Origin of the sequence: Halobacterium zhouii (genome assembly GCF_021249405.1) — an archaeon.
In the GTDB taxonomy this organism is placed as follows: Archaea; Halobacteriota; Halobacteria; order Halobacteriales; family Halobacteriaceae; genus Halobacterium; species Halobacterium zhouii.
Genome location: NZ_CP089593.1, coordinates 1,092,185 through 1,117,397, shown reverse-complemented (window position 1 = coordinate 1,117,397; position 25,213 = coordinate 1,092,185). Strand labels below are relative to the sequence as shown.

The 25,213-nt window shown below is 66.4% G+C and carries 26 protein-coding genes; 19 read left to right on the top strand and 7 right to left on the bottom strand.

What is annotated here, in order from left to right:
- Window positions 1-291: 291 nt before the first annotated feature.
- Genes LT970_RS05740 through minD form a run of 7 tightly spaced genes read left to right on the top strand, consistent with a single transcriptional unit; the run spans window position 292 to window position 7,920 of the window.
- Window positions 292-1,629, top strand: a complete 1,338-nt coding sequence (locus LT970_RS05740; RefSeq protein WP_232688511.1) for a FlaD/FlaE family flagellar protein — start codon at window positions 292-294, stop codon at window positions 1,627-1,629.
- The gene (gene arlF / locus LT970_RS05735) at window positions 1,613-2,053 is read left to right on the top strand and encodes an archaellum stator protein ArlF (protein WP_232688510.1); all 441 of its coding nucleotides are present in this window, start codon (window positions 1,613-1,615) and stop codon (window positions 2,051-2,053) included. Before LT970_RS05740 ends, arlF begins: the two co-directional genes overlap by 17 nt.
- Complete coding sequence (arlG, locus tag LT970_RS05730) at window positions 2,054-2,506, top strand: archaellum stator protein ArlG (protein ID WP_232688509.1); 453 nt, start codon at window positions 2,054-2,056, stop codon at window positions 2,504-2,506.
- Window positions 2,503-3,267 carry an archaellum protein ArlH gene (arlH, locus tag LT970_RS05725; protein ID WP_232688508.1) on the top strand — a complete coding sequence of 255 codons (765 nt, stop codon included), beginning with the start codon at window positions 2,503-2,505 and terminating at the stop codon, window positions 3,265-3,267. Before arlG ends, arlH begins: the two co-directional genes overlap by 4 nt.
- A 10-nt stretch (window positions 3,268-3,277) precedes the next feature.
- Window positions 3,278-5,167, top strand: a complete 1,890-nt coding sequence (flaI, locus tag LT970_RS14740; RefSeq protein WP_232688507.1) for an archaellum flagellar ATPase motor FlaI — start codon at window positions 3,278-3,280, stop codon at window positions 5,165-5,167.
- A gap of 4 nt (window positions 5,168-5,171) precedes the next feature.
- On the top strand, window positions 5,172-6,905 hold the full coding sequence (gene arlJ, locus LT970_RS05715; protein WP_232688506.1) for an archaellar assembly protein ArlJ/FlaJ: 1,734 nt from the start codon (window positions 5,172-5,174) through the stop codon (window positions 6,903-6,905).
- A gap of 46 nt (window positions 6,906-6,951) precedes the next feature.
- Window positions 6,952-7,920, top strand: coding sequence for a cell division ATPase MinD (gene minD, locus LT970_RS05710; RefSeq protein ID WP_232688505.1), 969 nt, complete (start codon window positions 6,952-6,954; stop codon window positions 7,918-7,920).
- 11 nt (window positions 7,921-7,931) lie between these two features.
- On the opposite strand, the gene LT970_RS05705 is transcribed toward minD, so the two are convergent.
- Window positions 7,932-8,213, bottom strand: a complete 282-nt coding sequence (locus tag LT970_RS05705) for a DUF7521 family protein (RefSeq protein WP_232688504.1) — start codon at window positions 8,211-8,213, stop codon at window positions 7,932-7,934.
- A gap of 137 nt (window positions 8,214-8,350) precedes the next feature.
- Window positions 8,351-8,692, bottom strand: coding sequence for an ArsR/SmtB family transcription factor (locus LT970_RS05700; RefSeq protein WP_232688503.1), 342 nt, complete (start codon window positions 8,690-8,692; stop codon window positions 8,351-8,353).
- 88 nt (window positions 8,693-8,780) lie between these two features.
- Between LT970_RS05700 and LT970_RS05695 the strand changes: the two genes are divergently transcribed.
- Window positions 8,781-9,179: a chemotaxis protein CheW gene (locus LT970_RS05695; protein ID WP_232688502.1), complete on the top strand. Its 399-nt coding sequence runs from the start codon at window positions 8,781-8,783 to the stop codon at window positions 9,177-9,179.
- Between the two features lie 9 nt (window positions 9,180-9,188).
- On the opposite strand, the gene LT970_RS05690 is transcribed toward LT970_RS05695, so the two are convergent.
- Window positions 9,189-9,494, bottom strand: coding sequence for a MazG nucleotide pyrophosphohydrolase domain-containing protein (locus LT970_RS05690; protein WP_232688501.1), 306 nt, complete (start codon window positions 9,492-9,494; stop codon window positions 9,189-9,191).
- A 126-nt stretch (window positions 9,495-9,620) separates the two neighbouring features.
- Between LT970_RS05690 and LT970_RS05685 the strand changes: the two genes are divergently transcribed.
- Window positions 9,621-10,421, top strand: a complete 801-nt coding sequence (locus LT970_RS05685) for a ZIP family metal transporter (RefSeq protein WP_232688500.1) — start codon at window positions 9,621-9,623, stop codon at window positions 10,419-10,421.
- Between the two features lie 138 nt (window positions 10,422-10,559).
- Window positions 10,560-11,336, top strand: a complete 777-nt coding sequence (locus tag LT970_RS05680) for a carbon-nitrogen hydrolase family protein (protein WP_232688499.1) — start codon at window positions 10,560-10,562, stop codon at window positions 11,334-11,336.
- Window positions 11,337-11,410: 74 nt separating this feature from the next.
- Here the strand turns inward: LT970_RS05680 and LT970_RS05675 are convergent, their stop codons facing one another.
- Window positions 11,411-12,271 carry a transcription initiation factor IIB family protein gene (locus tag LT970_RS05675; protein WP_232688498.1) on the bottom strand — a complete coding sequence of 287 codons (861 nt, stop codon included), beginning with the start codon at window positions 12,269-12,271 and terminating at the stop codon, window positions 11,411-11,413.
- Window positions 12,272-12,477: 206 nt separating this feature from the next.
- Here LT970_RS05675 and LT970_RS05670 point away from each other — a divergent pair, with 206 nt between their 5' ends.
- From LT970_RS05670 to LT970_RS05655, 4 genes are all read left to right on the top strand, one after another.
- Window positions 12,478-13,137, top strand: a complete 660-nt coding sequence (locus tag LT970_RS05670; protein WP_232688497.1) for a nitroreductase family protein — start codon at window positions 12,478-12,480, stop codon at window positions 13,135-13,137.
- Between the two features lie 95 nt (window positions 13,138-13,232).
- The gene (locus LT970_RS05665; RefSeq protein ID WP_232688496.1) at window positions 13,233-14,336 is read left to right on the top strand and encodes an NADH:flavin oxidoreductase/NADH oxidase; all 1,104 of its coding nucleotides are present in this window, start codon (window positions 13,233-13,235) and stop codon (window positions 14,334-14,336) included.
- An 86-nt stretch (window positions 14,337-14,422) separates the two neighbouring features.
- Window positions 14,423-15,634 (top strand): GNAT family N-acetyltransferase, encoded by a 1,212-nt coding sequence (locus LT970_RS05660; RefSeq protein ID WP_232688495.1) that lies wholly within the window; start codon window positions 14,423-14,425, stop codon window positions 15,632-15,634.
- A gap of 235 nt (window positions 15,635-15,869) precedes the next feature.
- Entirely contained in the window at window positions 15,870-16,484 is a 615-nt protein-coding gene (locus tag LT970_RS05655; RefSeq protein WP_232688494.1) for a DUF7547 family protein, read from the top strand.
- Between the two features lie 39 nt (window positions 16,485-16,523).
- Here LT970_RS05655 and LT970_RS05650 read toward each other — a convergent pair whose 3' ends face one another.
- Entirely contained in the window at window positions 16,524-16,919 is a 396-nt protein-coding gene (locus tag LT970_RS05650) for a Zn-ribbon domain-containing OB-fold protein (RefSeq protein ID WP_232688493.1), read from the bottom strand.
- On the bottom strand, window positions 16,916-18,067 hold the full coding sequence (locus LT970_RS05645) for a thiolase family protein (protein ID WP_232688492.1): 1,152 nt from the start codon (window positions 18,065-18,067) through the stop codon (window positions 16,916-16,918). Before LT970_RS05645 ends, LT970_RS05650 begins: the two co-directional genes overlap by 4 nt.
- A 127-nt stretch (window positions 18,068-18,194) precedes the next feature.
- On the opposite strand from LT970_RS05645, the gene LT970_RS05640 reads away from it, so the two are divergent.
- From LT970_RS05640 to LT970_RS05625, 4 genes are all read left to right on the top strand, one after another.
- Window positions 18,195-19,718: a protein kinase domain-containing protein gene (locus tag LT970_RS05640; RefSeq protein WP_232688491.1), complete on the top strand. Its 1,524-nt coding sequence runs from the start codon at window positions 18,195-18,197 to the stop codon at window positions 19,716-19,718.
- Complete coding sequence (locus tag LT970_RS05635; protein ID WP_232688490.1) at window positions 19,709-20,416, top strand: hypothetical protein; 708 nt, start codon at window positions 19,709-19,711, stop codon at window positions 20,414-20,416. The genes LT970_RS05640 and LT970_RS05635 overlap by 10 nt, the downstream gene beginning before the upstream one ends.
- 116 nt (window positions 20,417-20,532) lie before the next feature.
- Window positions 20,533-21,147 (top strand): response regulator, encoded by a 615-nt coding sequence (locus tag LT970_RS05630; RefSeq protein ID WP_232688489.1) that lies wholly within the window; start codon window positions 20,533-20,535, stop codon window positions 21,145-21,147.
- Window positions 21,137-22,693 (top strand): GAF domain-containing sensor histidine kinase, encoded by a 1,557-nt coding sequence (locus LT970_RS05625; RefSeq protein WP_232688488.1) that lies wholly within the window; start codon window positions 21,137-21,139, stop codon window positions 22,691-22,693. Before LT970_RS05630 ends, LT970_RS05625 begins: the two co-directional genes overlap by 11 nt.
- Before the next feature lie 43 nt (window positions 22,694-22,736).
- Here the strand turns inward: LT970_RS05625 and kynU are convergent, their stop codons facing one another.
- Window positions 22,737-24,008: a kynureninase gene (kynU, locus tag LT970_RS05620; protein WP_232688487.1), complete on the bottom strand. Its 1,272-nt coding sequence runs from the start codon at window positions 24,006-24,008 to the stop codon at window positions 22,737-22,739.
- 69 nt (window positions 24,009-24,077) lie between these two features.
- On the opposite strand from kynU, the gene LT970_RS05615 reads away from it, so the two are divergent.
- A complete protein-coding gene (locus tag LT970_RS05615) occupies window positions 24,078-25,007 on the top strand; it encodes an alpha/beta hydrolase (protein WP_232688486.1) in 930 nt (309 codons plus the stop codon).
- Window positions 25,008-25,213 lie beyond the last annotated feature (206 nt).

The window sequence follows — 25,213 nt, the reverse complement described above, 5'->3', positions numbered from 1 at the left end:
TCCACTGATCCCTGGCTGACGTTGGTTCTGCCTGATATTCGAGGTGTGTTCACTCTGTCAGGCCCGCCGTCGCCGTCCGCAGAACATTCTCGATGCTGTCATTTTTTCTGTTAGTGTTTCTGTCGCCTCTCGCAGGTTCCGCGGCGGTTCGTTCAATCACCGTTCGGCCAGCTTACGGCCTGTACGTCCAGTCCCACGGCTTAATAGGTTAGTAATATCGAGTTACCCGATTCATCTATCTGAGAATTGGGGGAGAACATTAATTACGGCGGGGGCACCTGTATCACGCCAATGAAGCTTATCCACCTCACCCCGACTGCGCTCGCCGTCGCCCAGTTCGGGACGCTGGCCGTTGGGATGGCCAGTTGGCTCGACGAGGACGAGGACGACGGCGGCTCTGGGCAACCCGAGGGGGACGACGAGTTCGGGATGGACGAGGAGTTCGACGACGACTTCGACGACGAGTTCGGCTCCTTCGACGGGATGGACGACGGTGGCGGTGGGGCGGACTCCTCGGTGAACGAACTCGAAAGCCGCATCGAGGAACTGGAGACTGAGGTATCGAACGTCTCCTCGAAGGCGAACACCGTCCGGAGCGAGAACGAACAGATCAGCGAGAGCGTCGACGACGTCGAGGAGAACGTCCGGAAGCTTCTGGAGATCTACGAGATGGTTACTCGTGGCGTCAATCCGTTCGTCGACGACGTGGAGGGGGCGGGCGGCGTCGGCGGCGGCGGTGGTGCGGAGAGCTTCGGTCTGTTCGACGACGAGGAGGGCGACGAGGACGAGGAGGAGGAACTCGACGCCGACATCGCCGACGCGGACGCGAACGACTTCTTCGACGACGACGCGTTCGACGAAGGCGAGGAACTCGACGACGGGGAGTTCGGGGAGGACGAGTTCGGTGACGACGAACTCGGTGGAGAGTTCGACGAGATGGACGACGGTGAGATGGATGACGGTGAGATGGACGCAGACGAGGATGACGTGGACGACGAATCGGGGGGTGGCACGTCCTTCGAGGAACTCAAAGAAGAGTACGAGTCGGGCGACGCGGAGTGGGCCGAGGGCGACGACGTCGAAGACGGCATCGAGGCCGAAGAGAAAGACGACATCGGGTTCGACGACTCGGACCTCGAAGCGGACGCAGAGACCGAGACGGCTTCGGACGACACCGGTGAGTTCGAGTTCGACGAAGACGACGTCACTACAGACGCGGGCGAGGAGTCGCCCGACGACGGGCCGTCGGCGCCAGCCCTCGGCCTCCGGTCGCAGAGCGACGGCCCCCACCTCGCGGAGCCGCCGACGGGGTATCTCGCGGACGTCGTCTCCCTGGAGTTCCTGGAGTACCTGCTCTCGGAGTTCGGCCCGAAGAACACGGTCCGGACGTTGAACTACTACGAGCGCATCGGGTGGATCGGCGAACCGGTTCGAGACCACCTCTTCGACCTCCTCGAGGGGTTGACGGACTCGGACTACCTCTACCGCGAGGAGTTCGGGACGACCCAACTGACGATGGACGACCACCTCGAGAGCCTCGAGTACATCGAGGAGTTGGCGAGTGGCGACATCGAGCGCTCCATCATCGACCGCTGCGAAGACCTCCAGAGGAATGGGATTCAGCGTTAGTGGGTCCGCGGCGATCATCTTTCTCGCCGCGTTCATGAGCGTCGGCGTGCTGTACTCGGCGGCGTACAACGGGTACGAGCAGGTACAGACCGCCGACGACCGGCACGCCGAACGGGTGCTCGAGCGACGGAACACCGCCATCGACGTCACGAACGCTTCCTACAACGGGAGCGGCGACGAGCAACTGGTGGTGAACGTGACAAACGAGGGGGCGACGTCGCTGTCGGTGAACGGGACGAGCCTACTCGTGGACGGGTCGTTCGTGGCTCGCTCGGCGTACGCTTCGTGGAACGTCGAGGGGTCGACCGACACGTCGCTGTGGTTGCCCGGGGAGACGTACACCATCGTGATGAATCAGTCGAGTCGCCCCGACCGGGTCAAGGTGGTTACGCCGTCGGGTAACACGGCGACGGAGGGGGTCTGAGTGGCGAGTGTCTCCTCCTCGACGCTCATCATCTTCATCGCGAGCCTCCTCGTCGCGGCGTCGGTCGCGGGGACGATGACGAGCGGCGTCCAGCGACTGAGCAGCGCGCTCGGTGACAGGAGTGCGGACGTCAGCCAGGAAATCCGGACGGACGTGGAGATCATCAGCGACCCGGGGAGTCCGGCCGCTATCTACGACGAGACCAACTCAACGCTCACACTACTGGTGAAGAACACGGGGTCACAGACGTTGGCTCCGGACCCCGAACTGATATCCATCATCGTCGACGGCAGGTACGCGACGTCGAAGAACGTCACCGTGGTCAGCGGCGACTCGTGGACCGTCGGTAACGTCGCGCGCGTGAACGCGACGGGTGTGGATCTGTCGTCGGGTGACCACCGCGTGGTGGTCATCATGAACGGTGACCGCGAGACGCTTCGGTTCAGAACATGACTGGAAAGAACCTCTACTCGCTCGGCCTCGACGGACACGACCGGCTGAACAACGAACTCGGTGGCGGGATTCCGGGTGGCAGCATCGTGCTCGTCGAGGGCGACTACGGCGCGGGGAAGAGCGCGTTGAGCCAGCGGTTCACGTACGGACTCTGCGAGGCTGGTGAGTCGGTGACGATGCTCTCGACCGAACTCACGGTCAGGGGATTCATCGACCAGATGCACTCGCTGTCGTACAACGTCGAGGAACACCTCTTGAACGAGAACCTCCTGTTCTTGCACGCCGACGTCGACACCGGACAGAGTGCGCTCCGGACGGGCGACGAGGCCAAGGAAGGCGACCGCAAGCAACTGTTGAAGCGCCTGATGGACGCCGAGGGAATGTGGCAGGGCGACGTCGTTGTCATCGACACGTTCGACGCCATCCTCCGGAACGACCCGAAGTTCGAGGCGCTGGTTCGGCAGAACGACGAGCGGCAGGCGGCGCTCGAAATCATTTCCTTCTTTAGGGATATCGTATCGCAAGGAAGGGTCATCGTTTTGACGGTGGACCCGAGTACTGTCGACGACGAGGCTATCGGGCCGTTCCGGTCGATCGCAGACGTGTATCTGGAGTTACAGATGGCGGAGGTTGGAAACGACGTGCGCCGCTCCATCGCCGTTCGACGCTTCGCGGGGATGGGCGAGCAGGTCGGTGACACCATCGGGTACTCCGTGCGCTCGGGAACCGGAATCGTCATCGAGAGCAGAAGCGTGGCTTGAGTGAGAGTTCATGGCAGACCACGGGAGCAGACAGATCGGGCACGAACTCCGGGAGACCGCGAGTCGCCACACCCATCTGGGCGAGTACCTCCAGCGGTTCAAGCAGTTCACGGGCGAGTTCCCGGAACTCATCGACGAACCGACCGACGAGTGGGAGGCCAACAAGCCGAACGTGCTCTACCCCGTGGGCGGCCCCATCTTCTGTCACGTCTACGGCGACCTGGGGAAAGACACCAAGTACTACACCATCGAACCGGAGCTTTCGGGTCCGGAAGCAGCGGTGTTCGGGAACGTCCGGGAGCGCATCCTCGAGAAGTCGGTGACGAAACCCGCTCCGGAGATGGAGGCGGAGTACGACGACCGCATCGAGGAACTCCTGGAGGAGACTGTTCGCATCGACGACGACGGCAGCGGCGGTGTCATCCAGCAGATGCGCACGCTCCCGCGGAACCTCGGGTCGCTGGTGCGGAACTTCGACTCGTCGACGCTCGCCGACCGCATGGCCGGCAACTCCCGCGGCCAGATGTCGATGGATTCGAGCGACCTCTCGAGCGAACAGATGAAGGCTGGCGCTCGCCAGGTCGCCACCGCACCGAAGCAGGCCGCGACCCAGATGCGCGCGGCGATGCCGCTGGTCAGGGACGCACTCGAGGAGGCGTTCGGCCTCGGACGCATCCCCGTCTCTCAGGGAACATACGAGAACATCCGCTACCAGTTGAACCGCGACATCGTCGGGTTCGGGCCGCTGGAACCGGTGATGCGTGACCCGTTCAACGAGGACATCCACGTCATCGGGCCGAGCCACTGCTACGTCGACCACGGCACGTTCGGGATGCTCGAAACCACCGTCGACTTCGGCGACGAGGAGAATTTCGACGGCTGGCTCCGGAACATGGGTGAGCGCATCGGCGACCCTGTGTCGGACTCCGACCCCATCGTGGACTCGACGCTTCCGGACGGGTCGCGTGTCAACATAATCTACAGCGACGACGTCTCCCTGAAGGGGCCGTCGCTTACCATCCGCCAGGGCGACGAGGTGCCGCTGTCGGTCGGCCAGATCACGAAGTGGGGAACACTGTCGCCGGAGCTCGCGGCGTACCTCTGGCTCTGTCTGGAGAACGAGCAGACGGTGTTCGTCGTCGGGGAGACGGCGTCCGGGAAGACCACGACGCTGAACTCCATCATGGCGTTCATCCCACGGGACTCGAAGATCTACACCGCAGAGGACACCGCCGAAGTGCTGCCGCCACACGACACCTGGCAGCAGTTGCTCACGCGCGAGGGACAGGGCGAGAACTCCGCGGACGTGGACATGTTCGACCTGGTCGCGGCCGCCCTGCGTTCGCGCCCCGACTACATCATCGTCGGTGAGGTGCGCGGTGAGGAGGGCCGGATGGCGTTCCAGGCGGCCCAGACCGGTCACCCCGTAATGTTGACGTTCCACGCGAGCGACATCGTCTCGATGATCCAGCGGTTCACCGGGGAACCGATCAACGTCCCGGAGACGTTCATGGACAACTGCGACGTGGCGCTGTTCCAGAACCGCGTGAAGCAGGGCGACGACGTGTTGCGCCGGGTCACCTCGGTCCAGGAGATCGAGGGGTACTCCAAGGAGATGGGCGGGGTCGTCACCCGGCAGGCGTTCTACTGGGACCCCGTGGAGGACGAAATCGTCTTCCAGGGGCGGAACAACTCCTACGTCCTCGAGGAGCAGATCGCGACCCTGCTCGGGTACGCCGACACCCGCGAGATATACGAGGAACTGGACTTCCGCGCGGACATCATGGAGCGCATCATCCAGGAGGACCTGATCGGGTACCACGAGTTCAACGAGACCATCAAGTCCTTCCAGCGCGACGGCGTGGAGGGGCTTCCCTTCACCATCTCGCGCGGGTTCTAGCTCCATGGCCACGGAAGACGTCGAGGAACAGGGAACGCTCGAGAAACTGAATCTCGGCGACGCCGTCGAGTCGATCGCGGAGTCCTACCGCAGCATGCGGATGCCGGCGTCGCAGTACACCGCGTTCATCGTCGTGCCGTCGGTGGTGTTCTTCGCCGCGTCCGTCGCCGCCGTTCTCCTGGTGACCCTACCCCTGTTCGTCGCGGTGCCGGTTCCGATGCTCGGCCTGCTCTGTCTGGTGAGTGCTGTGCTCTACCCGAAGATCAAACAGGACCAGCGCAAGAAGCGCATGGAAGAGCAGTTCCACCTGTTCGTCACGCACATGACCGTGCTGTCGACGACGAACATCGACCGCGTGGAAGTGTTCCGTCGCATCGGCGCGGAGGAGGAGTACGGCCCGCTCGCGGAGGAGGCTCGGCGAATCGTGCAACTCATCGACGGATGGAACCAGAGCCTCGACGACGCGTGCCGGATGCGCGCGAAGAAGGTGCCGAGCAAACTCGTCGCGGACTTTCTGGACCGACTCGCGTACACCATCAACTCCGGTCAGAGCCTGGAGTCGTACCTGACGAGCGAGCAGGACGCCATCATCCGGAACTACGCCACCGTCTACGAGGGGCAACTGGACAACCTCCAGATCATGAAGGACCTCTACCTGTCGATGGTGCTGTCCGTGACGTTCGCGCTGGTGTTCGCGACGGTGCTCCCCATCCTCTCCGGGACGAACCCGACGATGACCGTTTCCTCGGTCGTCGTGATGTACTCGTTCGTCCAGTTTGGCTTCCTCTACGCCATCTACACCATCTCGCCGACCGACCCGCTGTGGTACTTCCCGACCGACCGCACGACGAGCACGGAGTGGCGGCTTCGAATCGCGACTGCCGTCGGCGGCGCCCTCTCGGTGGCCCTCGTCGTCGCGGAGGCCGCCGTTCTCATGGAGTGGACGAGCGTCGACCCGAACTCGATTCCGCTGCCGCTGTACGCCGCGATTCCGACGACGCCGCTCCTGATTCCGGGGGTTGCCGCGCGCATCGTGGAGTCACGGGTGAAAGAACGCGACGAGGAGTTCACGAGTTTCATCCGCGCGCTCGGGGCGAGCGAGACCGCGCGCCAGACGACCACGAATCGCGTGTTGTCGACGCTCCGGAAGAAGGACTTCGGGGCGCTGACCGGCCTCATCGACGACCTCTACAAGCGCCTGAACCTGCGCGTGGACGCCTCGGCGGCGTGGCGCCACTTCACCGCAGACGCCCACTCGAACCTGATCCAGAAGTTCAGCGAGATGTACCTCGTCGGCCGCCAGATGGGCGGCGACCCGAAACACCTCGGGGATCTCATCTCGGGGAACATGCACGAGGTGCTCCAGTTGCGCGAGCAGCGGACGCAGGCGGCGACGACGATGGTCGGCGTGCTCTACGGCATCACGTCGGCGGCGACGTTCGCGTTCTTCATCGGGCTTGGCGTGGTGTCCGTGCTCTCCGGGCTGAACCTCGACTTCTCGAACTCGGCGTTCAGTTTCGGGAGCATCATCCACACCGACGTCTACGACATCCAGGTCATCAAGTACCTGCTCGTGTTGACGGTGCTCGTGAACTCCGTGCTGTCCTCGCTGACGGTGCGCGTCGTGGACGGCGGCCATCAGGTCAACGCGTACATCCACTTCGTCCTGTTGACGTGGATCTCCGCGCTCATCGGCGCGGGGACGCTGGAACTCGTCGGCACGCTGTTGAGCGTGTGACCCACGGAGCCACACTTATGTACCGTAGCACGCAACCAACGTCACGATGAACGAGTCCGGAGACGGGTACGTGTTCGCCGTCGCCAGCGGCAAGGGCGGCGTCGGGAAGACGACGACCACGACGAACCTCGGCGTCGCGCTCGCCGAGGACGGGTTCGACGTGACAGTCGTGGACGTCGACCTCGGAATGGCGAACCTCTCTGGACTGCTCGGCGTCGACCCCGAGGAGACGCTACACGACGTGCTGTCGGGCGACGCGTCGCCGATGGACGCCGCCTACGAGACGCACGGCGTCACGCTCGTTCCCGGGTCGACGGCGCTGGAGCAGTTCGCGGAGGCGGACGCGAAGTCCCTCCACAGGGTCGTCGAGCGGTTCCGGGACGAGAGCGACGTGGTGTTGCTCGACGCCGGTGCAGGGTTGAGTTACGACATCGCGATGGCGATGTCCGTCGCCGACGGCGTGTTGCTGGTGACGACGGCGGAGTTCTCCTCGTTGAACGACGCGACGAAGACGGGCCGGTTGGTCGGCAAACTCGAGAAGCCAGTGGTCGGCGCGGTGTTCACGCAGACGGGCGACGGCGGGTTCGACGACGTGGAGGGCATCGCGGCGGCGCTCGGCACGACGAACGCGGTCACCGCGAGCGTGCCCGACGACGACGCCGTGAAACTCGCGACCCGGAAGGGAGCACCGGTCGTGAGTCTACGACCGGACAGCCCGGCGTCCCGCGCCTACGACCGACTCGCCGCGAAGTTCGCGGACAGCATCGGCATCGAACCGCCGGAACCCGAGGACGAGGCGGACGACTCTGCGGGGTTCGAGTGGGTGGACCCGGAGACGGGTGAGGCCGAGGACGACGCCTCCGAACCGGAGCACGCGCAGACGCATGGCGAAGACGGGCCGGTCTACGAGATTCCCCTGGAGGACCTCATCTCGGAGGCGGGACTCGACGAGAACGAGGCGGCGTCGGAGCGCCGCGTAAAACTGTTCGACCGCGTGAAATCCCGCTTCTCGTAGGCAGGCGCCTGTCACTCGGCAACGACGATGCTGTACATCACGAAGATGTAGCCGGTCGTCGTGAGGAAGTAGTTCACGGTGAGTAGCGTCCGCGTGTTCTGGAAACCCGTGAGAAACGCGGCGACAGTGGTGCCGATGGCGGCGGCGACGACGAGACCGAACCCGGCCGAGAGGTGTCTCATCGAGTCGCGACCCGTGTTCACGTACGCGCGCGTCGCGAACGCCACCATGCTCAGTCCCGCCGCGGCGAGGGTCGCGCTGAACGCCAGGTAGAGTGCTTCGATAGAGCGCATTTCTCGGGCGTGCGTGGATTCGCGGGCGACCGTATAAATGTAAGCCTGCGATTATTAGCGGGGAGAATTGGCCAGAGTGCGCGCACCCCGGTCGAGGAATTCAGCTTCCCGATGCCGTTGGACGTGCCAGTCGAAGCCTACCCTTCGGTGCGGAGGTCACTCCAGACGTCGACGAGCGCGTTCTTGGCTTCCGTCCGTTCGGTGGTCTCGACCGCCGTCTCCTCGACGCCGAACTCGATGGTGAGTTCGTCGATCTGCCGACGGTAGACCTTCGTCCGGCGCCCTTCGTCGGAGAGCTCTTTCCCCTCCATCTTCAGGAGGTCGTGGTCGTTGAGTTCCTCGATACGGCGGTAGCTGGTGGCGATGGGAATGTCGAGTTCCTCGCTTAGCTCCTGGGCGGATTTCGGCGAGTGCGTCGCTTGCAGGATCTCGGCGTTGTACTTGTTGCCGAGCACCCGCAACACTTCCACCGGGTCCATCGAACTGACGATATCAACCGAGGGAAAAAAGAGTGTCGGGGTTCGGATAGACCAAACGCTTAATTCCGTCCCCCGCAGAGTCGCCGGTATGACAGACGATGGGACAGACGTACTTGTTTTCTCGCTAGAGGACGGTCGCTACTGTATCGACATCGCGCACGTGGACGAAATCGTCGACGCGACCGAGGACGTCACGCCCATTCCGAACGCCGAGGAGAACGTGGTCGGCGTCGTCGACCTCCGGGGCGAGACGACGACGGTGGTCGACCCGCGCGTCGAACTCGACGTGGACGGCAGCACGGACGGCAACCGCATCGTAGTGTTGTCCAGCGAGGAGAGTACGGGGTTGCTCGTCGACGACGTCCACGAGGTCGAATCGGTGACGCCCGAGGACGTCGACGACGCGGCGGAGACGGAGACGAGTCGGGGTGTCGTCCGCCGGGACGATCAGTTCGTCGTGTGGGTGGAGCCGTCGGCGCTGGTGTGAGCGCTCGCGTCAGTCCTTCGATCCGGCATCATCGGTCTCCTCGATCCGGTCGTCGTACTTCGAGAGCGCGGTGTCCAGTGCGCCCGTGGCGTCGATGTCGAGTTCGTCCGCGAGCGCGAGCAGACAGAACAGGGCGTCCCCGAGTTCGTCCTCCTGGACGGTCGCCTCACCTGGATTCTCCCCGTAGTCGGTCGCGACGTTCACGTCCTTCGCGAGCTCGCCGGTCTCGCTGACGAGGTCGAGGACGCGGTGTGCCGGCGGCGCGTGGAGGTTGTGTTCGTCGAGAAACGCCGAAACGCGGTCCTGTTCGTCCATGCATCGTGAATCGGACGGTGGTCCATCAACCCACGCGGTTTCACCTCACGCCGCATCTGTTTAGGTTTGCCAAAACTATTCTTCCCGGTTCGTAAAAACTATCTTCCGGGCGTTCGTGGTTCCGGTATGGACTTCCTCGTTGCGCTCGGCTTCGTCTTCGTCGCCGGACTGCTCACCGACCTCGCGACGGGGCTCGGCGCGCTCCCCTTCTTCTTCGTCGAGGACGTCAGCGACCGGTGGCGGGTCGGCCTCTGGGGACTGGCCTCCGGCATCATGCTCGCGGCGTCCGGGTTCGGCCTCCTCCGCGAAGGACTCGCCTACGGCACACCCGTCGAAGTGGGAGCGGGCGCACTCGCGGGCGTCGCGCTCGTCGTCGTCGCCCACCGCGTCGTCGAAGCGTACGACTTCGCGCCCCGAGACATCGCGGAAGGCGACTTCGAGAAACTCGTCCTCATCGCGGGCGTGCTTACCGTCCACTCGTTCCCCGAGGGCGTTGCTGTCGGCGTCTCCTTCGCCGACGTCGGACTCGAGGGCGGCATCCCGATTCTGGGCTTCAGCGTCCCCCTGCTCGCCGTGTTCATCACGCTCGCCATCTCCATCCACAACATCCCGGAAGGGCTCGCAGTGTCTATCCCGCTCCACGAACAGGGGATGCGCCGGTGGAAACTCGTCGGCGTCGCGGTGTTCACGAGCCTCCCCCAGCCCATCGGCGCGGTCATCGCGTTCGCGTTCGTCGAAGTCGCACGCGTGTTCCTCCCGCTGGGCTTTGGCTTCGCCGCGGGCGCGATGGTGTTCCTGGTGTTCCACGAGTTCATCCCCGAGGCCCGCGAGGCCGGGGCCACACTCCCCAGCAACGGCACGCCGGAACTCACTGCCGGACTGACCGCCGGCGTCGTCGGCATGATGCCGCTGCTGTTCGTCGTCTGACCGTCCCCCGACTGCCTACCCAGAACCGTTCAGCCCGCTGGCTGCGCGCGCGCGTGGTCTCTCCACCGCCCGTTCCCGTGCACTCGCGGGCGAACGCTCTCCGCTGGCTTTTTGCGCCCGCGAAGTCCACCCGCGAGCGTGCCCACGCCCACCGTCGCCGCCTGCCAGATGGCCGTCGCTGACCTCGACGTTTCCGCCAACCTCGCCGCGGTGGGTGAGAGACTCCGCGCGCTCGACGCCCGCGTCGACGTCGCGGTGTTCCCGGAGTACGCGCTCACGGGGTTCGTTCCCGACGAGCGCGTCCACGACGCAGCACTCGACAGAGACGACGACGAACTCGACAGACTCGCCGCTCTCGCCAACGAGAACGACGTCGACGTGCTCGCTGGGTTCGTCGAGGACGACGGAGACGCCCACTACAACACGCTCGGGTACGTCACCCCGGACGGCGACAGAACGTTCTACCGGAAGCGCCACCGATGGAGCGACGAACGCGACGTTCTCGAACCCGGCGAGGACGCCATCACGGTCGAAACCCCCGTCGGGACGACGGGGCTCGTCACCTGCTACGACCTCAACTTCGTGGAAGTGAGCGCTGCGTTCGCCCGGAAGCGGGTCGACGCGCTGTTCGTCGCCGGCGCGTGGCCGGGCGCGTACGGACAGAACTGGGACCTGCTCTTGCGCGCCCGCGCGCTCGACGGCGTGCGCTGGGTTGTCGGCTGCGGACGCACGGGACGCCGGGAGCTACCGAACGCCAGAACGGTCGAGTACGCCGGCCGGTCGACCGTCGTCCGCCCGGACGGTGCGGTCCACGCGCGACTCAACCGAGGGGAGCGCACGCTCGTCGCGGACCTCGACCCGGAGATCCTCGACGAGCAGCGCGCGTTCATCCCGGTGCTCGACGAGCGCTCGTAACCGCAACGCCCCGCTCCTCGCTTTCCTCCTTCTGGCGCTCGTCACCGGCGCTCTTTCCCACTCGCCACGGATTCCTACCGGAGTTCGCGCTCGCGCTCGTGGACGGCCGCGGCTGGACACCCCGCCGGGGTCTTCAGCGCCTTCATCCCGATGGACGACCCCGCGCGCTCACCTGCTCGCCTGAGTGCTGCCGCCGCCCACGCCGCTGGCGCAGCGTCCACGTCGACGTCGTCAGCGTCCTTCAGAAGGTTACGCGCCGCGTCCGCGACGTACCCGGAGACGGGCAGGTACTCGCAGTACCAGTCGACGGCCTCGACAGCGGTCTCGGGCGGCGGATTCTGCGCGCGGAGCACCTCGCGTTGTTCCTGATAGCGGTTCCGGATGGTGACGTGGGTGACGTCCGCGAGTCCCGTCAGCGTGTCCTGGCGGACGCCCAGGTCGGCCTCCACGCTCGCGTTGTACACCGCGGCGGCCGCCCACCCGCTCGGGGACTTCCCGCCGGCGATGCCCGCGTCCTCACAGCACGCCACGATGTCGTTCGCCCGTTCGGCGACGCCATCCGGCAGGTCGAGTTCGGTGGCGTACCGTTCGACGTACCGGGACGCGTCCGCGAACCCCGAGAGGTCGATGCCGAGTTCGCTGGTCACGTCCTTCGCGCGCCGCAGTAGCAGGGTTCGGTCGGCGTCGGCCGCGTCCACGACCTCCTCGACCGTGCGGGGAACGCGTTCGACCTTGCACGCGACGTAGAGACACGCCGCTGCCGTCGTGTGGACGGAGTTCGGGTTCGCGTCGCGCTCGTCGCAGTGGCGTCGGAACACCGTCGTCGCCGTTTCCGCCGTCGCATCCGGGACGTCAAGTGCGTCCGCGGCGTCGTCGATGAGCCCGGTTGCATCTCTCGTCGTCCGGGTCTCACTGCCCGTCTCGTCCGTCGTCATCTGGTCACCGAGTGGTGTGTGGTGCGGGCACATATAACTCGCGGAATCCCCGCTCGCTGTCCGGTTCCGGACCGTCGGCTGTCCGAGACAGGAACGCCAAGTTCGCTGGCCGAATCGGTCGCGGGTGGGTCGTGGGGACATAGTCCAATCGGCGGATATGGCTGAGAGCGCCAGGATAGTCCTTCCGGAAGCCGTACACACTCGGGATGTCAGAGGCAGGCCAACAGCCAAAATCCGAATCGGACGTCGAGTTTCCCGCGGCCATCGAGGCGCTCCGGACGCGGCGTTCGGGTCACAACTTCGACCCGGACACCGATCTCGACACCGAGACGCTAGAGGCAGTCGTTCGCGACGCCGCGTTCGCACCGTCCTCGTACAACCTTCAGCCCTGGGAGTTCGTCGCCATCAGCGACGACGAGCGTCTCGAGGAGCTCGTCGACATCGCGTACGGCCAGGAGCACATCCTCGACGCCGGCACCGCAATCCTCGTCGGTGGCCACACCGACCCGAAGACCGCCGACCGCGTCTTCGAGGAGTGGGTCGAGGCCGATCGCTTCGACGCCGAAACTGGCGAGCAGGTCAAAGAGCAGACCGTCGCCGGCTACGAGTCCGAGCGCGCAGGCCGGGATTACGCCATGCGGAACGCCAGTCTCGCCGTTCAGAACCTCCTGCTGTCCGCGCACGCCAGGGGCCTCACCGCCACCCCGATGAGCGGCTTCGACTACGAGGCCGCCGCGGAGTTCGTCGACATGCCCGAGGACACGGTGCCGGTCGTGCTGGTCGCCATCGGCCCGAGCGGCGGCGAGGAACCCGAGCGCCTCCCGCGGCGCGACGTCGACGAAGTGCTCCACGAGGAGACGTTCTAACTCCACGAAGGTCGTTCTGACTCGCCGCGACGGAGAGGCGGCAATCACCCCCCGCTTCACCACGGTTATCCCCGCGACACGGCTACGGCGAGGTGATGACAGAGGACGTATTTTCGCCGCTCGAACTGCGAGAGACGACTGTTCGGAATCGCTTTGCGGTGTCTCCGATGTGCCAGTACTCCTGTGAGGACGAAGACGGCCTCGCGACCGACTGGCACCGCGTCCACCTCGGGTCGCGAGCGGTGGGCGGTGCTGGCATCGTCTTCACGGAAGCCACCGCGGTCGAACCCCGCGGCCGCATCTCCCCGCAGGACCTCGGCGTCTGGAGCGACGAGCACGCAGACGCGCTCTCCCCCATCGCCGAGTTCGTCGCCGAACAGGGCGCGACGCCCGGCATCCAGCTCGCTCACGCCGGCCGGAAGGCCTCCAAGCACCGGCCCTGGGGCGACGAGAGCGGCGCCATCGCGCCCGAGGACGGCGGCTGGGAGACCGCCGCGCCGAGCGCCGACCCGTGGCCCTACGAGGGCGGAGACACCCACCCAACCGAGAAGCTAACCGAGGACGGCATCGCCGACGTCGTCGACTCGTTCCGGCAGGCCGCGCGCCGCGCCCGCGACGCCGGCTTCGAGGTCGCGGAGGTCCACGCTGCCCACGGCTACCTCCTCCACGAGTTTCTCTCGCCGGTCACGAACCACCGGGACGACGCCTACGGGGGTAGTTTCGAGGACCGAGCGCGCATCGTGCGCGAGGTCACCGAAGCCGTCCGCGACGAGTGGGGCGAGGACGCGCCCGTGTTCGTCCGCATCTCCGCGACCGACTGGCTCGACGACCGGGACTCGTGGACCATCGAGCAGTCCGTCCGCCTCGCGGACCTGTTGGCGGACGCCGGCGCGGACCTGATAGACGTCTCCACGGGCGGCATCCACCCCGACCAGGAGATCGAGTGGACTGGCCCGAACTACCAGACCCGGTTCGCCGAGCAGATCCGGAACGAGACCGACTCGGACGTCGCGGTCGGCGCCGTCGGCGGCATCACCACCGCAGAGCAGGCCGACGCCCTGATCCGGAACGACCGCGCGGACGTCGCGCTCGTCGGCCGGGAGTTCCTCGACGACCCCTACTTCCCGCTGCACGCCGCCCGAGAACTGGGGCGCGAGGACGCTGTCGACGTCCCGCCGCAGTACCAGCGCGGCATCTGACGGACGCCGAGCACGAAACTGTGGGCCGTGTCTCCGGTTCACTCGGCCCCGACACCTTCATGCCACAAGACGCCGCGGGCTTCTACATGCCCGACTTTCGCCCGGTTCCTGAGAACCGACTCGACGAGTTCCAGTCGATGGTCCGGTACGCCTTCTACCCGGAACAGGGGCCATCCGACGATAGCGACGACGAGGGTGATGGCAGCGACCAGGACGAGACGCCGGAGTCCGAACGAATCGGAGAGGCTTACGGCCTCTTCGAGGGAGATGACCTCCGAGCCGTGTGCCGACTCATCGAGTTCACCACGCGCGTTCGCGGCCGGGCTCACTCGCTCGACGGGCTCTCCGCGGTCGCGAGTCCGCCCGAGACGCGCCGCCGTGGGTTCACGAGCCAGATGCTCCACGACGCGCTCGCCGAATCCCGCGACCGGGGGACGTACCTCTCCGCGCTCTGGCCGTTCAAGCGGTCGTTCTACGCGAACTACGGGTGGGCGACGTCGAATCGTGGCGTCCGCCACGAATGCGACCCTGAGGTGCTGTCGTTCGCGCTCGACTACCGGCACGGCGAGTTCGTGCGACTCGACGCGGACGACTGGGAGCGCCTCGACGCCGTCCACGACCAGCACGGCGCCGACTACGAACTCACGATGGAGCGCACCGAGGAGTGGTGGCGGAACCGGGTCTTCGAGGGGTGGCGTGAGGACCCCTACGTGTACGGCTGGGAGCGCGACGGACAGCTTGCTGCCTACGTCGCGTACAGCTTCGACAGCGGCGAAGAGGACACGCTCCAGGTCCGAGACTGGGCGCACGTCGACCACGACGCTCGTCTCGCGCTCCTGCGCTTCCTCGCGGACCACGACTCCCAGGTCGACCAGATCGGCTTCTGGACGCCGCCGAGCGAGGACGTTCTGGACCTCGTTCCCGACGGCGACGACATCGAATCCACCCTCTCCCTGGCCCCAATGTTCCGACTCGTGGACGTCCCGCGCGCCCTCGAAGCGCTCCCGTTCCCTGACGAAACGACCACGGACCTCGTACTCGACATCGCCGACCCGCTCGCGGACTGGAACGACGACACCTACCGCCTCGAGGTGGTGAACGGTACCGCGACGGTCGAACGGTCCGACGAGGACCCCGACGCACGCCTCGGCGTTGGCGCGCTCTCGCAACTCTACGTCGGTTACCGGAGCGCCGACGAGCTCGCCACCGTCGGGGATGTGGAGGCAGACGCGGCCACTGTCGACGAACTCGGCGAACTCCTTCCGGAGAGTCAGCCCCTGATGCGCGAGGGATTCTAGGGGGAATCCTCGTCGCGAACGTTCAAATACCAGGCCAGGGCCATCCACTGGCGTGACCTGAATTCAGCTGCGGGGCGTGAGGCGCATCCGATGAGCGGGTTCACCGCGAGCGCCGACGACGCGAGCACGGTGGCCGCCCCGCGAACGCAGCACACCGTCTGTACGCAATTGACGCCAAGGATTGGAACGTTCCCGGCCACCCACGGCTAAGTCCTTCCGGAACCAACAGAAACGCATGTCACAGCGCCGCGACCACGACAACCTCGAGGCGCGCGTCGGCGAACTCGAGCGAACGCTGGCGGAGCTGCGCCGGGAGCTCCGACCGCGTCGCGGACCACTTGGTCTTCCACGGCCACCGCACCCCCGAGAGTTGCTGCGGTTCACCGAACAGTACACGATTCCAACGGCCGTTGCGATGCTCGAAGCCCAGATACGGATACTGGAGGGACTCGGTGCGGTGCTCCGCGCGATGGACCGCGGGCAGGCAACGAGCGAACGCGCAGACCGCGCCCGCCAGCACGCAGACCGTACCCGAGAACGCGCCGAGTCGCTCGGGCGGGAGACGCTTGCCTCACTCGACAGAGCGCTCTCCGACCTCGATGCCGCCGTCGAGTCCGGCGACCTTCCGAGTTCGCAGACGGCACGGGACCTGCTCGAGGACGCCGAGCGACTCACTGACGAGATCGAGGCCGAACTCCGCGAGACAAATGGGTCGACCCGCCGCCGACGGAACACCGAGGCTATCGAGGAGGAGATCGATATTCTTCGCGGCGAAGTCGACCAGAACGTTGGTTCAGACGACACAGGCCGTAGCGACGGCACGGACGACGTCGACGAGCCCCCGCCGTGACGACGGCTCCGAACACGGCCGCCGTGACACTTTCTCGAACTACACTGGTTCGAAGCGGTAGCCGTCCCACTCCTGGCTCTCGGGTTCGCGGATGCCGGCGCCCGGCTCCCGTAACTCCTCGACGTGGACGGGCGTCACCTCGTCGCCGATGTCGACGCCGTCGGCGGTCGTGAGCTGGCCGAGCGCGCGGACGTGCTCGCCCTCTGCCACGTCCGACACGTCGAACTCCACGATGGCGAGGTGGTTCGGTTCGCGGACACCCGGCGGCGTCGCCGTGGACGTCGTCCACGTCACGACGGCCGCGGTCCGCTCGGTCAGGTCGATAGTCGACTTCTGGTGTTCGCCACACTCCGGACAGCGCGTGTGACCGGGGTACGTGAGGTGGTCGTTCGGGCAGCGGTGCGCGTCGAAACTGGCGGTGGTGTCACTGGTCATGGCTGTTCGAGGATGGTGGTGGTGACACAGTTCCCAAAGCCGCCGACGTTGCACGCCAGACCAACCTCACAGTCGACCTGTCGTGCTCCGGCGTCTCCGAGCAACTGCGTGTAGATTTCGTAGGCCTGTGCGACGCCGCTCGCGCCGAGCGGGTGGCCCTTGGACTTGAGTCCGCCCGACGTGTTGATGGGGAGGTCGCCGTCACGGTCGGTGACGCCGTCCTCGACTGCCTTCCACCCCTCACCCTTCTCGAAGAAGCCGAGGTCCTCGCTCTGCAGGAACTCGAGGATGGTGAACATGTCGTGGAGTTCCGCGACGTCCACGTCATCGGGCTCATGGTCCGCCATCTCGTAGGCGACGTTCGAGGATTCGACGACGCCGCCCATCGTCGTCGGGTCGTCTCGCTCGTGGACGACGTGGGTATCCGTCGCGCCGCCGACACCGGAGACGACGACGTAATCGTCGGTGTACTTCTCGGCGACCGACTCAGGACAGAACACGAGCGCCGCGCTGCCGTCCGTGATGGGACAGAAGTCGTACAGTCGAAGCGGGTCCGCGACGATGGGTGAGTCGAGGACCGTTTCCAGGTCGACTTCCTTGCGGAACTGCGCGTGCGGATTGTCGATGCCGTTCCGGTGGTTCTTCACGGCAACCTTCCCGAGGCTCTCGCGGGGCGCGTCGTACTCATCGAGGTACTTGCGCGCTGTCATCCCGGCGAAACTCGGGAGCGTGACGCCGTGTTTGTACTCCACGGGGTGCGTGAGGCTAGCGATGACGTCGGTGGATTCTGCCGTCGAGCGGTGGGTCATCTTCTCCCCGCCGACGAGCATCGTCATCTCGCTCGCGCCCGAGGCGACGGACTGCCAGGCGGCGTAGATGCCCGCGCCGCCGGAGGAACTGGTCTGGTCGATTCGCGCGGTGTACGCGGGCATCGCCGCGAGGTCGTGGGCGAGCATGTTCGGAATGCCGGTCTGGCCCTCGAACTCGCCGCTTGCCATGTTCGAGACGTAGAGGTGGTCGAGGTCGCCGGGGGCGACGCCCGCGTCAGTGAGCGCGGCGTCGCCAGCTTCCGCCAGCAACCCCCGCACCCACGAGTCGCGGTCGCCGAACTGGGTCATCGACGCACCGATGATTGCTACGCGGTCCATACCGTCTCGTCTCACGCCCCCGTCTTTACGTTTTCATTCCGTGGCAGAGAGTGACGGGGAGTGGCGCGGCCGACCACCAAAAGTACCATGTGGCGGCGCGCGAAAGTACTCTGCGATACGGAATCGCATGGGAGAGAAGAATGTCGACGCGCGCGTCGACTCGGAGCGTCGCCGGTCGCTCCAGTCGAACGTCACCACGGACTCCGTCTCGCAACTCGCCGCGCTCCTCGAGAGCGACGACTCCGACGAGCGCGCGGGCGCGGCCTGGCGACTCGTCGAGGCCGTGGACTCCCAGCCCGCAACGGTGCGTGGCCACCTGGACGCGCTCACGTCGCGCGTAGACGACCCCGACGTGTGGGTTCGTCGCGGTGTGACGTGGGTATTGGCGGAGTTGGCGGACACCCAACCCGACGCGCTCGCCGACCGGTTCCCGAACCTCGTGTCGCTCGCGCGGTCCGACGACCCGCTGGTGACCCAGAACGCCGTCGTTGCGGTGGCCGCCGTGACGAAGGCGTACCCGGCTCGCGCGACGACGGGGCTGTCGACACTCGCGGCGCTGACGGACTCCGGCAATGCGCTCGTGGAGCGGTACGCGCGCGAGGCGGTCCGCGAAGTCGCGGCCGCTCTCGAGTCGCGCGCCGACGACGCCGGCTACCCCATGGTGGTCCGCTCCCACGAGGCGTACGCGTCGCTTCTGCCCGACGACGCGACGGTGGTCACCGTGAACGCCGACGAGGAGGACCGAACCCGACCCGTAGCGGTGTCCTTCGGGCAGGAGACGCCGGTCCAAACCGGCGACAGCGACGAAGACGGCCCCGAGCACGGTCCGCCCGACGAAGTTCCGGAAGTCCCCTCGGTGTCGCTGTCCCTCGCGGATCTCTCGCCGAGTCGGACACTCCGGGAGGGACCGCTCACCACGGACTACAAGGCGACGGTGGCTGAGAGCACGCTGGAGCACGGCGTCGTGACGCTCCGGCGACTCACCGCCGAGGATTCCGCGGTGTGCGCGGCGTTCCGCGACGCCGTCGAGTGGTGGGCGTCCGTGGACGGTCACGACCACGTCGCTACGTTGATGGGGCGCGGGCCGCGCTGGGTCGTCGCTCGCTTCGACGAGGGCGAAACCCTCGCGCAACGCGGGTCGCCCTCGTCGCTCGCGGAGGCGCTCTGGCAGGTGACGTGCGTGACGCGCGCCGTCAGCCACGCGCACAGCAGGGGTGTCGTTCACGGCGGCCTGCATCCGGGTGCGGTGCGGTTCGTGGAGACGGCGGAGAACGCGTGGGACGCCCCGACGGTCGCGGACTGGGGGTTCGCACACGCCGTGAGCGGGCTCCAGACGCCGCCGGTTCCGCCGGGCTACGCCGCGCCGGAGCACGTCGATCCAGACGCCTACGGTGAGTTCGACCAGTCGACGGACGTGTTCGGTCTCGGCGCGCTGACCTACGGCCTACTCACCGGAACCGCCCCGTCTACTGGGGGCAGCGACCGTATCGACGCGACTGAACTGAACCCGGACCTGCCGGCGTCCGTCGAAAAGTTGTTCGCGCGAGCGCTCGCCCCCGAGAAGGCGTCGCGGTTCGCTACGGTGCTCGACTTCCAGCGGGCCCTCGACGAACTGGCGGCGGACGTCGTGGAGGTGGCTGGATGGCGGTGAACGGAACGCTCTCTGTCATCCGATTCTCTGGGTACGGACTCGTCGCTGTGACAGGAGCGGTGTTCTCGTACTACGCCTTGCAGAATCACGCGCTCGACCGCATGGAGGGCCACGAGGACTTCTGGGGTTACCTCTCGTACCTCGGGTTCGCGGTGACGGCGTTCGGCGCGTGCGGCCTCGCGCTGGTCGCCGGTGCAGGCGGCGTCGTCGCGGCGTTCGCGGACGTGACGCTCCTCTTTGCCATCGCGTTCGTGGCGTTCGCGATGCGGGAGGTGTACTACAACAGCGCGCTCGCGCCGCCGGAGTCCGAGCGCGACGTGTCGCTGGCCCGCCTGCGCCGCATCGAGTTCGGGTTCGTCGTCGTCATCGGCGTGGAGTGGCTGGTCGTCCTCCTCCTCGGCCAGTCGGCGGTGGTCGCCGTCGTGAAGGGCGTCGGCGCGCTGGCGTTCGCGGCGTACGGCGTCGCGTTCAGCGAGCGCCTGGAGTCGCTCGCTCACGGCACCGCCCTCGACACACTCCGTCGCCACCTCCTGCTCGTGCTCGTCTGCGCGACCGGCATCGCGGTGGGCGACCTCGCCTCGCTCGTCGGCCCAGCGACGGTCGCTGACCCCTTGACGTACGTGTTCCTCGTCCTCCTCGGCGGACTGCTGGTTCCGCCGACGATACGACTTCAGCAGTCCGTCGCGGGGTTGTCGTAGCGAATGCCGTCGGCGCGTCCTCCCGTGTGCGAGTGCGTATCTGGTCGGGAATCGCTCAACAAGTGATAAATACGTTCGAATCCAACGTCGGCCAGACCGCGGCCGCGGACACAACCATGACTGAACGCAACGGAGGGACCTCGGGCGTCGACGAGGAGGCCACTGTCCTGGTGGTCGACGACGAACGCGGCCTCGCCGACCTCTACACTATCTGGCTCCGTGACCGCTACGAAGTGCGAACGGCGTACGAGGGCGAGTCGGCCCTCGACACCCTCGACGAGGACGTCGACGTCGTCCTGCTCGACCGACAGATGCCGGGCGTGCCTGGCGACGAACTCCTCGAGACCATCCGGGAACGCGGCTACGACTGTCGGGTGGGGATGGTGACCGCCGTCGAACCACGACTCGACATCATCGACATGGGGTTCGACGACTACCTCCGAAAGCCGGTCGACCGCGAGACGCTCCGGGACTCGGTCGACCGACTGCTCCGGCGGTCGGCGTACGACGCCACCGTCCAGCGCTACTTCGCCGTCGCTCGTAAGCGCGCGCTGCTACAGGAGACAGACCGCAACGGTGTCACGGACTCCGAGAAGTTCCGCCGCCTCGAAGCCGAACTCGCGGAGCTCCGGGACCGCCTGGACGGCGTGCTCGCGGGCTTCGACGACGAGGACTACGAGGTACTGTTCAAGCGGTTGTCTCCTTCGAGGCAGGATACCGATGGTTCGTGACGACGACGACCACCGTCCGGAACTCCTCGAGTACGCGGGTCGCGTCGCGGCGACAGACGAGGAACAGACCGTCTACGACGCGATGGCCGACACCGCAGACCACGTACTCGCGTTCGACTCCTCGGTCGTCGAAACCGAGTCCGACGGCTTCCTCGAGGTGCGCGCGTGGGCAGGACAGCCACCGGACGTCGAGGGGATTCCAGTCGACGAGGGCGTTGCCGGTCACACGTACAAGACCGGAGAGTCCGAGCGCGTTGCAGACGTCCTCGAGGACGCTCGCGTCGACGACTCCGAGGACACCACGCTACGCTCGGTGCTCAGCGTCCCCATCGGCGACGTCGGCGTCTTCCAGGCGGGCCGCAGAGAACAGAACGCCTTCGACGACGAGGACGTGGAACTCGCAGAACTGCTCGCGTCGCACGCTGCCCAGGCAGTCGAGCGGATCCGGTCACAACACGAACTCCGACACGAGCACAACCGACTCGCGGCGCTGTTCGAGAACATCCCGAGCCCCACTGCGAGTTTCGTCATCGAGAACGGGGACCCGGTCGTCCGGTCGGTCAACCCCGCCTTCGAGCGGGTGTTCGGCTATCCGGCGGCGGAACTGGAGGGCGAGGCGATAGACCAGTACATCGTCCCCGAGGGGAGCGAGGAGCGCGCCGATCAGTACAACGACAACCTCCAGCAGGGTCGGACGGTCAACGCCGAAGTCCGGCGGCTCACCGCTGACGGACCGCGTGATTTCCTCCTGGACGTGGTCCCACTCCGACTCGGCGAGTCGAACGTCCAGGGGTTCGCGATGTACACCGACATCACGAGTCGGCGAGAACACGAACGCGAACTCGAGCGACAGAACGACCGCCTCGACGAGTTCGCGAGCATCGTCAGCCACGACCTCCGGAACCCCCTGAACGTCGCTCGGGGCTACCTCGAACTCGCCGAGGAGACGGAAAACGCCGACCACTTCGAGGCCGCCGACGAGGCCCTCGGCCGGATGAACGACATCATCGGTAGTGTCCTCGAGCTCGCGCGCGAGGGGCGGAGTCTGAACGAAACGACCGACGTCGAACTCGCGGACGCTGCAGCGCGGGCGTGGAGGAACGTGGAGACAGAGCGCGCCACGCTCGAACTCCCTGACGGCCGCGTTCTCGAGAGCGGCGACGCGACAGACGCCGACGCGAGTGGTGGAACAGTTTCCGACGCGAGTCGTGAAACCGCCGAGACTGCGGCCACGACGACTCTCGAGGCCGACCCGTCGAGACTCGGGTCGCTCCTCGAGAACCTGTTCCGGAATTCCGTCGAACACGGCGGCGCCGACGTGTCTGTTCTCGTCGAATCCACGAACGAAGGGTTCGCTGTCGCCGACGACGGCCCGGGGATTCCGCCCGAGCACCGCGACGAGGTGTTCGAATCCGGGGTGACGACGGCCGACGACGGGACGGGGTTCGGTCTCGCCATCGTCGAGAGCATTGCGGACGCCCACGGCTGGACAGTTTCGGTGACCGCGAGTCAGTCCGGCGGTACGCGGTTCGTCTTCGAGACGTAATCGACCGACACCGCTGGGCACGTGGCCACTCGTCTTCGAGTGGCTACGTGACGTGACTGTCCTCGTCCGAGGACGTCCGGCGTTCGTCGGCGTCGAGGACCGAGCGGAGTTCGTCGACGATCACCCACGCGTCCTCGAACCCGACGTAGTACGGAGAGGGAGCGACTCGCACGACGTTCGGCTGGCGGAAGTCGACGACGACGCCGCGCTCGCGGAGTTCACGACTGAGCGACTCCGCGTTCGGATGTTCGACGGCGACGTGTCCACCCCGTCGGTCGGCGTCGATGGGCGTGCCGACGTCGCACTCGGGGAGGCGTTCGTCGACGAGTCGGATCAGGTAGTCAGTGAGGTTCACGGAGCGCTCACGCAGCGATCCGATACCCGCGGCCTCCGTGACGTCGAGCGTTCCGAACAGTGGGGCAGCAGCGAACACGGGAACCGTCCCGATCTGCCACGCGGCGGCCCCCGACGCGGGCGTGAACTCCGGGCGCATGTCGAACTGCGTCTCGTTCTCGTGACCCCACCAGCCGGCGAGCGCGGGCGGAAGGTCAAAGTGATCTTCGTGGACGTACAGGCCGCCGATGGCGCCCGGCCCCGCGTTCAGGTATTTGTAGCTACACCACACCGCGAAATCGACGTCGGCGTCGTGAAGGTCGTGGGGGACGACACCCACGGAGTGTGCGAGGTCGAACCCGGCGTAAGCGTCGTGCTCGTGGGCCAGTTCCGTGAGTCGGGGCACGTCGAGCAGTTGCCCACTCCGATAGAGCACCGACGGCATAAACACGATCGCGGTGTCGTCGGTCACCGCGTCCACCACGTCGTCGAACTCGATTGTCCGACCGTCACGGCTCTCAACGACCACCAGGTTCTCCGCGGGGTCGATGCCGCGAGCGCGCATCTGCGCCCGAATCGCGTAGTGGTCGGTCGGGAAGTCGAGTTCGTTCACCACCACCTGGTCGCCGTCCGCGGCCTCGAGGAACGTCCCGACGAGCGCGTGGATGTTCACCGTCGTGGAGTTCGTCGCGACGCACTCGTCCTCGTTCGCGCCGAGGATGCCGGCGAGTCTGGCGCCGAGGCGTTCACCGTACTCGAACCACGGCGGTTCTGCCTCGGTCCACCCCTCGATGCCGAGTTCGCGCCACTCCGCGACCGCGCTCTCCAGGGCGGCCGCGGCATCCTGGCCGTGCAATCCGAGGCTGTTCCCGTCCGCGTAGACGCCGTCCTTGGGCACCGAGAAGCGCTCCCGGAGGCCATTCAGCGAGGACTCGGCGTCCCGCATCCTGGCGGCCGCCCGCGACGCGTCGAAGTCGTCCATACCCCCGCCTGTGGCGCCAGCTCCGAGAGCGTTCCGAACCTTCATGCCGCGGGCGAGTAACAGGCGACCGTGACGGACCTCGACTCGGAGCTCGCTGCCGTCGTCGAAGACATCGAGGCAGCGGGCGTCCCCACGTGGCACGAACTCTCCGTCGAATCCGCGCGAACGCTCGAAGACCACGTGTTCACCCCCGAGGACGTTCCGGACGTCGCGTTCGTCCGCGACCTCGCGTTCGACAGCCCGGGCGGTGAAATCCCGGTTCGGGTGTACCACGACGACCCAGAGCGGCCCGCCCCGGTCGTCGTGTTCTACCACGGCGGTGGGTGGACACTCGGCACGCTAGACTCCATCGGCGGTGTCTGTCGCGAACTCGCGACTCGAGGGGACTGCGTCGTCGTCAGCGTGGACTACCGACTCGCGCCAGAGCATCCGTTCCCCGCTCCACTCGACGACGCCTACGCGGCACTCGAGTGGACTATCGAGAACGCGTCTGCGTTCGGTGGCGACCCCGACTGTGTCGCCGTCGCCGGCACTAGCGCCGGCGGCAACCTCGCGGCGAGTGTCGCACTGCGTGCGCGTAACTTCGACGGACCCGCCATCGCCCATCAGTTCTTGCTCTACCCCATGGTCAGCCCTGACACCGAACGGGGCTCCTACCGTGAGCACGCCGACGGACCACTGCTCACGCGCGCGGACGTCGAGTGGTTCTGGGACCAGTACACTCGGAGTCCAGTCGACGCCGCTAACCCCTACGCTAACCTTCTCTCTCCCGCCGACCACGGTGATCTTCCGCCCGCGACTGTCGTCACCGCAGGCCACGACCCGCTCCGGGACGAAGGGCGTGCGTACGCCGACGCGCTCGACGCAGACGGAACGTCCGTCGAGCACCGGCACTATCCGACGATGGCGCACGGGTTCCTCAGCCTCACCGACGACGTGTCGACCGCGAACGACGCGTTGGAGGGCGTGGCCGCCCGAATCGACGAACTCCGGAACTGACGAGAGTCGGGAAGTCGTGTTCTCATCGTTCCACCAGCAGCCAGTTTCTATCCGGCAGGGTTGACCCACCGGCCCGTGGAGGGTAATTCAGTAGTCTGTGTCAACCGCGGGGGGTCGAATCTTGGTCAACTCGGGGTGCACAGTAGTTCCGAACGTCAGAATCTTTGAATGGCAACGGGCGTGGAAAACACTATCAACAGCCGCAC

Bases quoted from the DNA above. Each gene is read 5' to 3' on its own strand.
- LT970_RS05740 (WP_232688511.1), top strand. From the start codon at position 292: ATGAAGCTTATCCACCTCACCCCGACTGCGCTCGCCGTCGCCCAGTTC.
- arlF (WP_232688510.1), top strand. From the start codon at position 1,613: ATGGGATTCAGCGTTAGTGGGTCCGCGGCGATCATCTTTCTCGCCGCG.
- arlH (WP_232688508.1), top strand. From the start codon at position 2,503: ATGACTGGAAAGAACCTCTACTCGCTCGGCCTCGACGGACACGACCGG.
- flaI (WP_232688507.1), top strand. From the start codon at position 3,278: ATGGCAGACCACGGGAGCAGACAGATCGGGCACGAACTCCGGGAGACC.
- arlJ (WP_232688506.1), top strand. From the start codon at position 5,172: ATGGCCACGGAAGACGTCGAGGAACAGGGAACGCTCGAGAAACTGAAT.
- minD (WP_232688505.1), top strand. From the start codon at position 6,952: ATGAACGAGTCCGGAGACGGGTACGTGTTCGCCGTCGCCAGCGGCAAG.
- LT970_RS05705 (WP_232688504.1), bottom strand. From the start codon at position 8,213: ATGCGCTCTATCGAAGCACTCTACCTGGCGTTCAGCGCGACCCTCGCC.
- LT970_RS05700 (WP_232688503.1), bottom strand. From the start codon at position 8,692: ATGGACCCGGTGGAAGTGTTGCGGGTGCTCGGCAACAAGTACAACGCC.
- LT970_RS05695 (WP_232688502.1), top strand. From the start codon at position 8,781: ATGACAGACGATGGGACAGACGTACTTGTTTTCTCGCTAGAGGACGGT.
- LT970_RS05690 (WP_232688501.1), bottom strand. From the start codon at position 9,494: ATGGACGAACAGGACCGCGTTTCGGCGTTTCTCGACGAACACAACCTC.
- LT970_RS05685 (WP_232688500.1), top strand. From the start codon at position 9,621: ATGGACTTCCTCGTTGCGCTCGGCTTCGTCTTCGTCGCCGGACTGCTC.
- LT970_RS05675 (WP_232688498.1), bottom strand. From the start codon at position 12,271: ATGACGACGGACGAGACGGGCAGTGAGACCCGGACGACGAGAGATGCA.
- LT970_RS05670 (WP_232688497.1), top strand. From the start codon at position 12,478: ATGTCAGAGGCAGGCCAACAGCCAAAATCCGAATCGGACGTCGAGTTT.
- LT970_RS05665 (WP_232688496.1), top strand. From the start codon at position 13,233: ATGACAGAGGACGTATTTTCGCCGCTCGAACTGCGAGAGACGACTGTT.
- LT970_RS05660 (WP_232688495.1), top strand. From the start codon at position 14,423: ATGCCCGACTTTCGCCCGGTTCCTGAGAACCGACTCGACGAGTTCCAG.
- LT970_RS05655 (WP_232688494.1), top strand. From the start codon at position 15,870: ATGTCACAGCGCCGCGACCACGACAACCTCGAGGCGCGCGTCGGCGAA.
- LT970_RS05650 (WP_232688493.1), bottom strand. From the start codon at position 16,919: ATGACCAGTGACACCACCGCCAGTTTCGACGCGCACCGCTGCCCGAAC.
- LT970_RS05645 (WP_232688492.1), bottom strand. From the start codon at position 18,067: ATGGACCGCGTAGCAATCATCGGTGCGTCGATGACCCAGTTCGGCGAC.
- LT970_RS05640 (WP_232688491.1), top strand. From the start codon at position 18,195: ATGGGAGAGAAGAATGTCGACGCGCGCGTCGACTCGGAGCGTCGCCGG.
- LT970_RS05635 (WP_232688490.1), top strand. From the start codon at position 19,709: ATGGCGGTGAACGGAACGCTCTCTGTCATCCGATTCTCTGGGTACGGA.
- LT970_RS05630 (WP_232688489.1), top strand. From the start codon at position 20,533: ATGACTGAACGCAACGGAGGGACCTCGGGCGTCGACGAGGAGGCCACT.
- LT970_RS05625 (WP_232688488.1), top strand. From the start codon at position 21,137: ATGGTTCGTGACGACGACGACCACCGTCCGGAACTCCTCGAGTACGCG.
- kynU (WP_232688487.1), bottom strand. From the start codon at position 24,008: ATGGACGACTTCGACGCGTCGCGGGCGGCCGCCAGGATGCGGGACGCC.